The sequence below is a fragment of the Paraburkholderia sp. CI3 genome, from assembly GCF_050436505.1.
GTDB classification, from domain to species: Bacteria; Pseudomonadota; Gammaproteobacteria; order Burkholderiales; family Burkholderiaceae; genus Paraburkholderia; species Paraburkholderia tuberum.
On sequence record NZ_JBNDMI010000002.1, the window covers coordinates 607,116 to 619,803 of the forward strand.

A 12,688-nucleotide genomic window follows, 5' to 3' on the forward strand; every position below is an offset into this window, starting at 1 on the left:
CATACTGCATCGCAGCTGACTCGCTGCGTTTTACCTGAATTCCCGACCTGCTTCGGTAGGGATGCTGGATGTGCCGGACAAAGTGACAGTTGCGACGAGCCGCTGAAGAAAATCGCTGGAAAGGAGAAATCTTGAAAAAGACAGGATTCACGGTTCTGATCATGACGCCTTGCACGGGCGCGCACGCATCGGACTACGCTGAGGTCTGGAATCCACCAGAGGCACGCGCGAACATGCTTCGAGTGACGACTCGCGCCGCATCCGTCAGGGTCGTGCGCTAATGGAAACGATCGACTACGACGGGTACACGTTGTGGGGGCATGCCATCCTTCAGCAGGAAGGCGAAGGCATCCTGCAACCGGAGCGCTATGCGGCGAGCGGAACCATTACGCGAGGCGGGAAGCTGATCGAGGCATCAGGCATTCTGGGACTATTCGATAGCGAGGAGGAAGCCCACCATGCAGGCCTGGATTGGGCGCGCGCGTGGGTGGATGCTCATGGATGAGCTTGCGCTTGGCAGGGTAGTCGAGAGGCTTGGAGCCGTTGCCGTTGGTGGGCCGGGAGGACGCGCCAGCGGATCGACTCAAACCTACGCTTCCCGCTTGCTGCGCCCATACAGCAGCAACATTGCCGCTATCACCACGCCGTAGATGATCTGACGTCCCGCCTCGGGCATCTGCGCAACTGAAAGGATCGACTGCAGCAGCGTGATGAGGATCGCGCCAGCCACGGTGCCGAGGTATGAACCTCGTCCACCCAGAATCGATGTGCCGCCGAGCACGACTGCCGCGATCGCCGGCAACAGGTAGGCATCGCCCATCGACTGCGCTGCCTTCGACGCATAACCGGCGAGCAATACGCCGCCGAACGCCGCGAAGGCGCTGCACACGGCGAATGCGGCCACGGTCACGAGCCGCGTATTGATGCCGGACAGATACGCCGCGCGTTCGGTATTGCCGATCGCGTACAGCGTGCGGCCGAAGGTCGTACGCGACAACAGGAACACCGTGGCGCCGCCGATCACGAGCCATAGCGCGACGGCATTCGGCACGCCCGGTACGAGCCAGCCCGCCGCGAGCCATCGCATCACCTGTGGCGCGGAATCCTGCGGCGACGATCCGCCGGTATAGACGATCATGATGCCCTGTGCGACCGCATTGGTCGCGAGCGTGGCGATCATCGACGGAATGCGCAGCAGCGCAACGAGGATGCCGTTGACGACGCCGATCAGCACGCCGCAACCAATCCCGACCGGTATCGCGAGGATCCGTCCGAGTTCGCCGTGCCCCGCTACCGCGCACGCCATCATTGCGCCGACGGTGATGGTCCACGGCAGCGACAGGTCGATGTGGCCGAGCAGGATCACCATCATCAGGCCGGTCGCGATGATGCCGAGGAACGCGCCGACCTTCAGTTGCAGCAGGATGTACTCCGGCGACGTGAAGTTGCGCGAATACATCCCGCCGACGAGCAGCAGCGCGACGATGCACGCGAACGCGATCACGATCGGTTTGTCGATTCTGCGCGTGAGCCTCGACACGAACGTGGTCCGGCTGGTCGCTGAAGCGTGGCTCATTGAAACCACTCCAGACGGTTGCGTACCCTGAACAGCCCGCATGCGCCGATCGCGACAGCGAGCAGAAGAATCACACCCTGGAATAGCGGCTGCCACAGCGCATCGACGTTGAACACGAACAGCAGGTCGCCGATCGAGCGGAACGCGAATGCGCCGAAGATCGCGCCAATCGCGCTGCCCTTGCCGCCGAGCAGCGACACGCCGCCGATCACCACCGCGGCGATCGAAAACAGCGTGTACGAGTTGGCGCTGCCGAGGCTCGCTTCGCCGGTGTCGGTGAAGAACGTCAGGAATAGGCCGCCGATCGCAGTGAGCAGGCCGGCCAGCGTATAGCTGGCGAACTTCGCGCGGCGGATCGGCATGCCGGACAGAAAAGCCGCGGGTTCGGACGAGCCGGTCGCGTACGCCGCGCGCCCGACCGCCGAGCGTTTGAAAGGGATCCAGACGATCAGCGTCGCCGCAAGCAGAATCAGCAAGCTCGCCGGCAGGACGCCGGCGACCTTGCCGGTCAGTGCGTCGGCGAGGTCCTCGTTGATCGAGCCGCCGGGCACGGGGCGCAGCAGAAGCGCCGCAGGCCCGCTCCGCCATGTTTAAACTGCCGCGCGGACTGGGCCCGATCGAGACGCTGCGCGCGCGGGCGGTGATCGAAAGCGGGATCGCGGCCTTAGCCGCTACCGAGCGCAAAGATTCAGACCTCGACCGGCTCTTCGCCGCGTTGCGCGCGATGCGCGAAAACATGGACGACAAGGCTGCGAATGAGGCCGCCGACCGTGATTTCCATCTGGCGATCGCGCGGGCGACGGGAAACGAAATGCTCCGGCTCGTGGTGACAGCGATGTGGGACAACTCCCGTGCCGACCCGTTGTGGAAAAAGATCGAGGAGCACTTTCATACTCCCGCATTGCGGGCGGCGTCACAGGATGACCATCAGCGCATCTTTGCGGCCATCATGGCGCGAGATGCGACCGCCGCGCGCACGGCGATGCAGGCGCATCTGGCGCGCGTGGTCGGCGAGTTCACACGAGCCTGGCGTTAGCTAGAGACCATGTTCTGCGGTGCGCGCCGCAAGCTGCAGCGGCACCGCCCCAATCCGTTCGCCTTCAGCTCGATCACGGCTCTGATTCATCGCCGGCAATCTGGTCGAGGAACCGCGCCAGTCGTTCGGTATCGGCGTGCGTCCAGCCCTCGGGAGGCACCACGCTGGCCCAGCCGTTGACGTAGTCCTCCGACGAGTAGTTGTGACCAAAACCCGCCGGCACGCCGAGTTGGTGAATCAGATCGCCCACCGCCTGCACGCCCGAGACGATGGGAAACCAATGCATGGCGTCAGGCACGTCGAAGCCACGTGGCCGAGCCAGCCATTCGGGCGGCCACCAGAACGCACTGGCACTCCAGAACACGGCCGGATCGGCCGGATGCTGAAGGTACACGATTCGCGGGGCCGGCCAGTCGGTGTCCAATGCCACCTGATGCGGATCGCGGTTCAAGAACCGTACCGAACGCCCCCCATCGAAGATCGGCTGCCAGAAGGGCGACCCGCTATCGCGCTCGCGAGTGAGTTGCGAATGGATCGGGTTGCTTTGTTTGGCGCCGACGATCAGCACGCCATCCGTTCGGGCCATCATGTTGGCCACCGAGGCAGAGGCGTCTTTCCCGACGAAAGGCGCTTCCACCCCCGCGGCGCCGAGACTCTTGCCGAACAGAACGAGCTTTGGCCGTCGTTTCGGCGGGAGCATCGACCATCGGGCGCGAACCGCGTTGAAGAGCGTGATACCCGCCTCGTTCGCGAGACCAGCATCCATGAAAATGGCGAGTCGGCTAGGCAGGAAAGAGTATTGGATCGCCACGATCGCCGTGTCGCCACCGTGCAGTTGCTCCAGCGAAGCCGCCGCTTTGGGGACTATCCAGCCCGTGCCGGTGGGTATCCACACGACCAGCACTTTCCGCTCGAACCCGCCCGCGCGCTCGAGCTCGCGGACCGCAATCTGCGCACGCTGCTCGAGGGAGTCCGCGGAACGCACTCCGACGTAGACCCTCACCGGATCGACCAGTCTCGCATCAGTCCCGTGGAACTTCGCGAGCTCTTGCGTGGTTGTCACTGTCGCCACGAAGCCGCGCCCCATGCGGCCCAAGGTGTCCCATGCGACGAACGACGTGCTGCTGCCGGACACCGTTGGCGACGTGGGGGCCACGATTCCCTCGGTCGTGTTCTCGTTCACCCGCCCGTGGACGAAGTTGGAGACCGTGGTGAGGGCGGGAAAGGCCACTCCGCTAGCGAGCGCCATGCCAATGACGATGATGAGCAGCGCTGTTGCCGGCACCGAAACGATCGGGGGCACGTGGCCCTGGATGACCTGCTTGACTGCGGCGGCACCGCGCGCCGTCAATCGCCCGATGACTACCAGCAACACCGCGCTCAACGGCGATAGGACGATCACCAGCACGGCGTCGAACCAGGCGACCGGCGCCATCCCCATGAAACTACGCTGCTCGTTCTGCCAGCCGAGCCATAGCTTCGAGCCAACGAATAGTGCAATGAGCCACGCCGCTGCCAGAACGATCCAGCTGCGCCGTCGGACCTCGCTGCCGGCCACGCGTCCCCATCGCTCCAGCAGCCGATGCACGCCGCGGCCGACCAATGTGCCTATCCCGTAGCCGATGGCCAGACAGAACGCGCCGACCACGGTTTGCGTTCCCCACGACCGCGGAATCAGTGTCGGCGTCAGTGACTGCCACCAGAACACGAGCGCGAGCAGCGAGCCGCTGAGCGTCGGCGTCCAGGACGTGCTTCGAAGCCCGGCGGCTACCGGCTCATGGGAGTCCCGCATGCGTGCTCGCTCGGATTGGCACAACTCGCACCTCGTTTCCGCGGGTCACCCGCAAAGGAGTTGATGACGCGACCAGCCTTGATTCAGACTCCGCCAGGAGGGCAGTAATGGAAGATGCCACCACATGATCATCCACGACGATGTTTTCCTGATTACCGCGCGCAGCGCGACACATGGGGGCAGCGGAATGGACGGGGCTGCTCCGATCTCGTGCGATGTTTCTCCTGCGTCGAAAAAACGTCAACGATAAACCGGCCATGCGTCGCATTGTATTTACCTTTCTGTTCCCCGAACAACATTGTCGCTCTGCGCGCATCGTGTTCAAACATCGATGAACCGGCCTGTCGGTGGCGACGTCGCGCGAGCGAGGGCTTTACGGAGCTTGCGCGCACGCTGCTTGCTCGTCGCGCTGGTCGCTACCCGGTGGCACGATCAAGCCCGCTCCGAAAGGGCGCGCCGGCGCGAGCCATTAAAAAACGTCCTGGCGAGTTGCGGGCCGAGCGACCGCGTCGCGGAGCCTGCGCCTTTGAGAAGGCGTCGACAACATCGAATCGACAAAGGTGTGTGCCCGATTTTCTCCATACTTGAACGCTTCATGCTCGGTCAGAAAATCGAACTGTTCCGGAAAACTCAGCAGTTCCTGTTCCGGATTGCCGGGCAACGTCACGGTCCATGACACGCGATAACGGCGATATTTGCCGCCGAGCCAATGCGTCTTCGATAGCGTAACGTTCACCTCGATATTGCAGCCGCGATACGGCGCATATTCCTGAATGGACATCGCTTTTCTCCCACAACTGAACGCTTGCCACGTACGTCTGCGTTGCCGGCCGTCGCGCGCGGCCTCCAGATCGGCGGGATAGTCGATCTCGTCCGCGACCGGAACATAGCCGCTCGCCCCGCAGGCCGCGCCGTTCGGCCGCGAAAAACGCAGCCCATGGGTGTCTCGTTATGCATTTCGTATTGACGATGCACATCGAGCAACGCGCGTTCCCGCGCGGCAACCATCGTCTCGGCCCGCAGCGCGGCTGCGCTCGTGGCCATTCCCCCGATCTTCGTGACGCGGCGCTCGCGCACCGGCTGAACATCAAGGCGATTCAGGTGGCGGAACGGGACTTCCAGGTCGCCAAACGCCGCAAGGCGCGAAACGAGTTCGTCGATACGTGGTCCGTCGACGCGTTCGTGGAAGAGGGCATGCAGCCGGCGGAACCAGGATGGGGTACGCATGAACGGCATTGGCCTGCGGACGCGCATCGGCACGGGTTCGGTAGCGATGCGGCAAGTCATCGACCGCATGCGCAGGCGCATGACGGGCGTTTTTCCGCAGCTCGACCGCGTGAACATCGACCGTGCATGGGGCGGCTTTGTCGACGTCACGATGAACCGCGCGCCGGATCCTGGTCGTATCGGCGACAACCTCTACTATGTGCAAGGCTTCTCCGGACATGGGCTGGTGTTCGCGGGAATGGCCGGCAAAATTCTCGCGGACGCGATCGGCGGCGACGCTTCTCGATTCGACGTGTTCAGCCGCATCAGGCATCGACGGTTCCCGGGCGGCAAGATGCTGCGCACCCAGGCTTTGATTCTGGGCATGTGGTACTACAAACCGCGGGAATGCATCTGAGCGCCTGAGGAATGAAGGGTCGATGGCTGCGCCCCAAAGCAAGCCGGTGATCGGCAAGGCGCGTCATCTCCGCTTATGAAAGCGCGCGGGACACTCAGCCGGCCACGCCGCGCCGACGGGCTCGATCGACTCGACGGCACCCCGTGATCAAGGCCCGGGAAGGAACTGGACGTCTCCGTACCAGGCGCGTGTCGTGGCACCGGTATTGTCGGTATCGGTCAGCAGCCCGTAGCCTGTGATTCGTCCTGGCGGTTCGTGAAAGACCCGCTCATAGTCTTGCACGATATTGCGGCGCAAGCTTTGCCACTGACCCGCATCGCCAGGCAGACCGGAGACCACGATCATCTGTACGCGGTTCGTGCGAGGGTTGGCAATGACGGTACCCGGCGCGGCGGTGGTCGACCACACGTACATCAACGTGGCATAGGGCAGATCTTCGCCACTCAGTTGCTTGGCCAGCCCCATCTTCGCCCGGTCGAAAAGCGACAGCTTGCTCTTGTCTCCGGCAAACATGAACACCAGCCGCGCTGGCGCGTCTTCCTTCGACGCCACGCGGTTATCGGCGCCTTCGATCGGTCTATCCGCTTTCCAGCGCCATGCCACGACGGGTGTGCGAGCGAGGTCGATATCACCCTCGTGCATCAGCGCGGAAGCAGAGCGGTTCGCGTCCGCCTGCAGCACAGTGGTGTGGTCGTCGCGAACGAGCGTGTATTGCGTGATGGGCTTGCCGCGCACGACCGGCATGTTCTTCCAGCCCGCGGGCAGCGATGCGCCGGGCTCGATCGAGGAAAAGGCGATACCGGGCTTTTCGTCCTGGGCAAGGATGGGTGGCGACAACAAAAGAAGCGCGACGCATGCGGCGATCCAGGCTGACGGGGCTGTTCGTTTTTGCGCTCGACGGCGCGAGGCAAGATGCATGGCAGGTCGCATTCGTATTTTGGATAGCGTCCCTTGTAATGAGCTCCTCGGGCGACATTTCAGCGGAGCTTTCACGCCGGCGGTTGAGGTTCTGTTTGCTGTGTCGTAGCGTTTGCATGACGAGGCTCGCAGCGCGCCGCGCGGTATTCCCGTCGCGTCGTGCGGCGCGCGAGGGGTTTGCTCCACTCATCACAGGCGTCAATTTCCCACATATTGGGGAAACTCCCTGGCTCATAAAAATCGTAACCCGAATTAACAAAGTTAGAATGGCTGCTCTAAGACAGCTTCAGACCGTCTGCCTGGCCAACGGCCCGGTGTGGGAACGACCTTCACGAATCGCAGTGGCAGCGATCGCCGTGTCCGCGAGAACCTGAGAGATATTCCGTGAGCAGCCCAAAACAGATGCCATTTACCCTATCCGTTCCGACCGACGTGTCGCAACTGCCCAACCAGTTCCTCGCCGGTTATTGCGCGCTGATACGGCTGAACGTGGATACCTACAGGTCCGCGGTCACGGGTGCCGCGCTGCACTGGGAAAGCGTATTGCGCGCCCAGACGCCTGAACAGTTCCTCAGACGTCAAGCGGATGTGATGCCTTGGCTTACCCTGCAGTTCGCCGGATACACCCGCGGCTGGATGGACATCGCGTCTAAAACAATCAGACCGTGCCACGCCGGCGGCGATCACGACGACGAGCGTGAGCTCCACGAGGACACCAGGCCCGCTGGCCTGCCGGTCTGCGCAACGGGCGTCGACGCGATGATGCGCGCGGCCGTGCCGCCGGAAGTGCAGCCGGACGGCGCGTCCGTCGCCGAGGCACAGGTCGGGGAAATGGTCCGTGCCTTTCTCGAGCGCGTCGAAAAGGCGACGCCTGACACGGCGGAACGACGAGGTCCGCCTCGCACACGTCGCTCGTCAACCCGATAGGCGACGAGCTTCCGCCAATCCTGCCGGTTCCGGTATTCGCGTGCTGCCGATGCAGCCGTGGCCGGATCTGGTCACCCGTTCCTTCGCTCCCGCCGTGAGGTAAACGACATGTTGAGCCCGCACGAAGTGGCCACGTTGCTGCTGTTGAAGGATGCGCCTGAACGAATTGATTCGGATCGGGCAGAGCTTGGCGCGCTCCGCGAACTGCAGTTGATTGCGAATGAGCCAGCTGGGCCGGGCTTCCGGTTATCTCACGTGACGCCGCGCGGCGACGCCGTGCTGCGAGCGTTCGCACGGGTCCGCTGACCGGTGCGCAGACAACGTATCTGACGACCTATACACGTTGGGTGGGCCGCCTTCGCCGCCGCTCGGCAATCAACTTTTCAATCGCATCACGAGCGGCAAGTTCCGCTCGCTCGTCGGCGAGTCGGTGCGCATCGATCAATCGATCAGTGAGCTCTGGCATCAGCCCGGCGTCATCATCCGTTACCTGCTCATCTGGCAATCACTCCAATGCATCGCGACGGCGCTCGAGCTATGGATCGCGCTCTATTTTCTGTCGGCAAAAGCAGGTTTCCTGCAGGCAGTCGTACTCGAGTCGCTCATCCAGGCGCTCAGTAGCGTCGCGTTCTTTGTGCCTGGCGCACTCGGCGTTCAGGAAGGTGGATTTCTGCTGATCGGCACGGTGCCTGGTTTCCATCCGCAGCTTTGCCTCGCGCTCGCGGGTGCGCGCCGTATTCGTGACATCATCGTCTTTCTGCCTGGACTCATCGCCTGGCAGGTGGAGGAGTGGCACGACGAGCGGCGACTTCGTACCGAGGGAGGTCGGGGCCCGAATCATGATGCGAGACACAGGAAAACATGATGCGGTCGTGGTGTTCGGCGCCTTCGATCGCCACAACCTGGGTGACCTGCTGTTCCCTCACGTCGTCGCAAAACTGCTTGCGTGCGACGACGTGATCTTCGCCGGGCTCGCGGAGCGCGACCTGCGCGTCCACGGCGGCCACGCTGTTCAGGCGCTCGCGCAACTGGCCGCCGAACGCGGCAAGGACCGTGTGCATATCGTGCACGCAGGCGGCGAGATCCTGACTTGCGGCGACTGGGAGGCGGCGGTGATGCTGCTGCCGTGGGACCAGGCACAGAAGATCATCGCGCGACTGGAAACGCACAACGGCGAGCGACGCGCGTGGGCACGTGCGCTGACGCGTCTCGATGCGCTTGCCCCCTACATGACGTCTCGCGAGATGTTTCCCTGTGCGTCGAGCGTCACTTATCAAGCGGCCGGCGGCGTCGATGTGGAGCGACTGGATCCCGGGATGCGAGCAGAAGTCCTGTCGAAGCTCGCGCAAGCCGACGACGTCAGCGTGCGTGACATCCACACCCAGAACGGGCTCGCCGCAGCAGGCATTCTCGCGCGGCTCGTGCCGGATCCGGCGGTGATGGTGACGGAGCTGTTCGGCGCGAACATTCGCGCGTGCAAGGAACGAAGCGGCGTGGCGGATTTGCAAAGGGCGTTTCCCGAGGGGTATGTCGCCGTGCAGTTCAGTGCGGATTTCGGCGACGACGGAACGCTCGGTGTGCTTGCGCGCGAGCTCGATCGCGTGTCGAACGAGAGCGGGCTCGGTATTGTGTTCTTTCGAGCGGGTGCGGCGCCCTGGCACGACGATATGGCCTGCTACGAGCGGGTTGCGGCACGGATGAAGGTCTCACGTACGCAACTCTTCCGTTCGCTGGAGATATGGGACATCTGCGCACTGATCGCAGACGCCACGGCCTACGCGGGAAGCAGCCTGCACGGACGGATCGTCGCGCTGGCGTGCGGCTTGCCGCGGGTGAACTTCTTCCATCCGGCGCGCGCGAACGACACGACGAAACAGTCCGCGTTTGCAGCGACGTGGGAGCCAGCGTGCGTGCCGGGCAGCGTCGGGATCGAGGCACTTTCGCAAGCAATGCTCCATGCCCTGACGATCGACCGGACGTTGCTGCGGCGCACGGCCACACACCTCACCGCTCGCTATCGCGAGGGATTCGCGCAGACGCGAGCGGCAATGTGTTGTGCGTGAAATGCAGGGCCTCGCGCGACGAGCGGTGTCGGCACGGTCGTGTAATCTCGCGAAGCTCGATCGTTCTTTGCTCAGCCCACGTGTACGAGCGAGCGTGTGGTGCGAACCGTGGACGGCCGGTCGCGCAGCAGCAGTGGCATCAAGCGCCGATTGGCTGTCTGCGCCGCCCATTCGCAATACGCGGGGCTGCCGAGCACCCAGCCGTTGAGCGTCGATTGCATCAGGTTATTGATCTCGCGTTCGTCGACAGGCTGTGCGCCCAGATCGCGATAAGCCTGGTGGCGCTCGAACGGCGTATTGCCGAGCGCCCGGTACAGTGGATGGTCCTTGATGAACCTATCGACACGCAGCCCGATGTGGTGCGCGCAGCTCGACCACGGGTAGTTTCCCGGCTCGGCCGCCAGGCCATTGCGCACCGGCGCTTGATCGATGACCTGGCTCGCGAGCAGGAAATACCGGTCGGGCTCGATCACTGTCGACCGGTACTCGCCACGCCATACCGCACCGCGGCGTCCATGGCGGCGGTTGAAGGTCTCGGCATAGCGTCGGCCAACCGCCTGCATTGCCATGGCGACGCTCGACTCGTACGAAGGCGTGACGAGGAACTGTACCGCATCAGGCATGAGCACCCATGCATGGACCGCCAGATCGGCGACGCGCGCTGCGTCTGCCACGCAGGCGAGGAAGTACAGGTAGTCTCCTTCGTCCATGAAAGCGGGCCCCGCGAGTCCCTGCAAGATAACGTGCTGCGGTTGATCGGGGACGTAGTGCCGTGCAAGCCGTGCCATGCTGAATTAACCGGAGATCCGATGTGAGAAAGCGGTCCGACAGATATCGGACGCGGGACCGTGTGTAACGTGCTAGAGGAAATTCTATCGATCATGTTCGTGCATCTGCATCACGAACAGGCCTTTTTTATGGCCTCTGTTCGTTGATTTGCCGATCGCAGCCAGTGTCTCTTATGCCAATGCTGAATTGCAGCGCCGCGCTCGGACGTTGATCGACGAACGCTTCGCATCGCAGCTCTATCCCTTGTCGAACAGACTTGAAACCCGCGAGATCGTTTTCGCGGTCAGAACAAGCAATGCACCAGCGATGCTGTAATCGACGTGATGCATAACGTCGGCCAGATAGAAAACGGATAGCGCAATGATCGGGTGGTACATCGCACGGCTTATCAGGCGTTTCATCGGTGTCTCACGCTACTGTGTTTGCGCGAAGCGGTCAGTTGCTGTGCTTGAACCGATTCGTGCAAGTTGGGTCATGCGCCAGGTTTCCAGAGTCCGAGGAAGGCTTGTTGGCGAAGTACGGATGACGCCGATCCGTGATGTTCCTTCCTGTCATGAACTCTGCCCGCGGCAAGCCATTGCCGTCCTGTCCGTGCGTCGATCTTTCTTGTCCGATCGTCCACTTCTTGCCGATGCATCGCGTGCGCAGTGCGGGCGTCCACAAAGATCGTCCTGTCATCCTGGCGAAGCGCACGTTCCGTGGTGCGCTTTTTGCCAGGCGCGAGTCTTCAACGGACCCGCAAAGCGCTTCATAAGCCTCGCGCAAAACGCCAGTAAGGGAATTGTCATCAAGTGAGGTTGCGGGTATAACATGGAGCCCTTGGCCATCCTGAAGAATGAACGGCGGCCAGGTTTCTCGCCCGGGAAATCGCATTTCACGCGAGCTATCCATGGATGCAGTCTCTGATGTTCTGCGCGCTGTTCGTCTGAGCGGCGCCGTGTTTCTGAACGGGACACTCACCGCACCGTGGTGTCTGATCGGTCGCACCGATGCATCGCTCTGCGGCGCTTACTTGCCGCCTTCCGAGCGCGTCGTTTCTTATCATCTGATCATAGAGGGGAGTTGCTGGGCGAAGCTGGCCGACGATCCCGGTTCGGCGATTCACGTCCATGCCGGCGAACTGATCGTGGTGCCTCAGGGTGAAACGCACATCATCGGCAGCGCGATCGATATCTCCCCTGTGCCGTCGGACTCGCTACTGGCCGGGCAGATGGTGACAGCACCCGGTGAAGTGATGACGCTGTCCTATGGCGGCGGGGGCGCTGTGACGCGCATCGTGTGCGGCTTTCTGGCCTGCGACGATACTTTGAGCAATCCGCTGCTCTCATCGCTGCCGCGACTGTTCAAGATCGACATGCGCCAGGATCCGCGTGCGGCATGGCTCGAGTCGTCTCTCAAACTTGCTGCCGCGGAAGCGGCCGACTCGCGCGCGGGCGGCACGATTGTGCTTGCCAGGCTATCGGAACTGCTGTTTGTCGAAGCAATCCGTAGCTGTATTGAAGCGCTACCTGATAACCAGACCGGGTGGCTCGCCGGCGTGCGTGACCGCTACGTTGGACGCGCGCTCTCGCTGCTTCATGCGCAGGCGGCGCATGCGTGGACCGTCGAGGAACTTGCGCGCAAAGTGGGCCTGTCGCGTTCCGCGTTGGCGCAACGCTTTACCGATCTTCTGGGGCAGCCGCCCATGCAATACCTCGCGAGATGGCGCATGCAGATTGCGGCGCACGAACTTCTGATCGGTAGCAAGCCGCTCAACGCCGTTGCGGAACAGATTGGCTATGAGTCGGAAGCCGCATTCAGTCGCGCGTTCAGACGCGAATTCGGCATGCCGCCGGCCGGCTGGCGCAAGAGCAAAGGAAAGTCGAACGGCGTGGCCACATCAGCGCAGCACGCGCAACCTACGCATGGCGTTGCCGCACTGCGGGATCAGTGATGCCTGCCGCGACGCGCCGTGCTGTTTCTA

Annotated in this window: 13 protein-coding genes and 2 pseudogenes; 8 read left to right on the forward strand and 7 right to left on the reverse strand. The window is 62.9% G+C overall.

The features are described 5' to 3' along the window. Positions 1-280 precede the first annotated feature (280 nt). Positions 281-505 (forward strand): hypothetical protein, encoded by a 225-nt coding sequence (locus OKW29_RS05645; RefSeq protein WP_018422453.1) that lies wholly within the window; start codon positions 281-283, stop codon positions 503-505. An 84-nt stretch (positions 506-589) separates the two neighbouring features. Here OKW29_RS05645 and OKW29_RS05650 read toward each other — a convergent pair whose 3' ends face one another. Together OKW29_RS05650 and OKW29_RS05655 are read right to left on the reverse strand one after the other, a co-directional pair. Next, complete coding sequence (locus tag OKW29_RS05650) at positions 590-1,576, reverse strand: ABC transporter permease (RefSeq protein WP_429290287.1); 987 nt, start codon at positions 1,574-1,576, stop codon at positions 590-592. Then, entirely contained in the window at positions 1,573-2,127 is a 555-nt protein-coding gene (locus OKW29_RS05655) for an ABC transporter permease (RefSeq protein ID WP_429290288.1), read from the reverse strand. Before OKW29_RS05655 ends, OKW29_RS05650 begins: the two co-directional genes overlap by 4 nt. Before the next feature lie 38 nt (positions 2,128-2,165). Between OKW29_RS05655 and OKW29_RS05660 the strand changes: the two are divergent. Next, a pseudogene (locus OKW29_RS05660) lies at positions 2,166-2,612 on the forward strand (FadR/GntR family transcriptional regulator); the annotation flags it as partial. Positions 2,613-2,685: 73 nt separating this feature from the next. Here the strand turns inward: OKW29_RS05660 and OKW29_RS05665 are convergent. Together OKW29_RS05665 and OKW29_RS05670 are read right to left on the reverse strand one after the other, a co-directional pair. Continuing rightward, a complete protein-coding gene (locus tag OKW29_RS05665; protein WP_429290289.1) occupies positions 2,686-4,404 on the reverse strand; it encodes an alpha/beta hydrolase in 1,719 nt (572 codons plus the stop codon). A 469-nt stretch (positions 4,405-4,873) separates the two neighbouring features. Beyond that, complete coding sequence (locus tag OKW29_RS05670) at positions 4,874-5,185, reverse strand: hypothetical protein (protein WP_184069668.1); 312 nt, start codon at positions 5,183-5,185, stop codon at positions 4,874-4,876. A 495-nt stretch (positions 5,186-5,680) separates the two neighbouring features. Here OKW29_RS05670 and OKW29_RS05675 point away from each other — a divergent pair. Then, positions 5,681-6,028, forward strand: a pseudogene (locus OKW29_RS05675) (NAD(P)/FAD-dependent oxidoreductase); the annotation flags it as partial. A 147-nt stretch (positions 6,029-6,175) separates the two neighbouring features. Here OKW29_RS05675 and OKW29_RS05680 read toward each other — a convergent pair. Beyond that, complete coding sequence (locus OKW29_RS05680; protein WP_429290290.1) at positions 6,176-6,946, reverse strand: DUF3047 domain-containing protein; 771 nt, start codon at positions 6,944-6,946, stop codon at positions 6,176-6,178. Positions 6,947-7,330: 384 nt separating this feature from the next. Here OKW29_RS05680 and OKW29_RS05685 point away from each other — a divergent pair, with 384 nt between their 5' ends. The 4 genes from OKW29_RS05685 (at position 7,331) to OKW29_RS05700 (ending at position 9,936) form a co-directional block, all read left to right on the forward strand. After that, entirely contained in the window at positions 7,331-7,873 is a 543-nt protein-coding gene (locus OKW29_RS05685) for a phasin family protein (protein ID WP_429290291.1), read from the forward strand. A 108-nt stretch (positions 7,874-7,981) separates the two neighbouring features. Continuing rightward, positions 7,982-8,179 (forward strand): hypothetical protein, encoded by a 198-nt coding sequence (locus tag OKW29_RS05690; protein WP_429290292.1) that lies wholly within the window; start codon positions 7,982-7,984, stop codon positions 8,177-8,179. Between the two features lie 124 nt (positions 8,180-8,303). Then, positions 8,304-8,738 (forward strand): lysylphosphatidylglycerol synthase domain-containing protein, encoded by a 435-nt coding sequence (locus tag OKW29_RS05695; protein ID WP_429290293.1) that lies wholly within the window; start codon positions 8,304-8,306, stop codon positions 8,736-8,738. Continuing rightward, on the forward strand, positions 8,713-9,936 hold the full coding sequence (locus OKW29_RS05700) for a polysaccharide pyruvyl transferase family protein (protein WP_429290294.1): 1,224 nt from the start codon (positions 8,713-8,715) through the stop codon (positions 9,934-9,936). The genes OKW29_RS05695 and OKW29_RS05700 overlap by 26 nt, the downstream gene beginning before the upstream one ends. Before the next feature lie 71 nt (positions 9,937-10,007). Here the strand turns inward: OKW29_RS05700 and OKW29_RS05705 are convergent, their stop codons facing one another. Beyond that, positions 10,008-10,724 carry a transposase gene (locus OKW29_RS05705; RefSeq protein ID WP_184068447.1) on the reverse strand — a complete coding sequence of 239 codons (717 nt, stop codon included), beginning with the start codon at positions 10,722-10,724 and terminating at the stop codon, positions 10,008-10,010. A 237-nt stretch (positions 10,725-10,961) separates the two neighbouring features. Further along, positions 10,962-11,126: a hypothetical protein gene (locus tag OKW29_RS05710; protein WP_167368794.1), complete on the reverse strand. Its 165-nt coding sequence runs from the start codon at positions 11,124-11,126 to the stop codon at positions 10,962-10,964. A gap of 488 nt (positions 11,127-11,614) precedes the next feature. Here OKW29_RS05710 and OKW29_RS05715 point away from each other — a divergent pair, with 488 nt between their 5' ends. Further along, on the forward strand, positions 11,615-12,658 hold the full coding sequence (locus OKW29_RS05715) for an AraC family transcriptional regulator (protein ID WP_429290295.1): 1,044 nt from the start codon (positions 11,615-11,617) through the stop codon (positions 12,656-12,658). Positions 12,659-12,688: the final 30 nt, after the last annotated feature.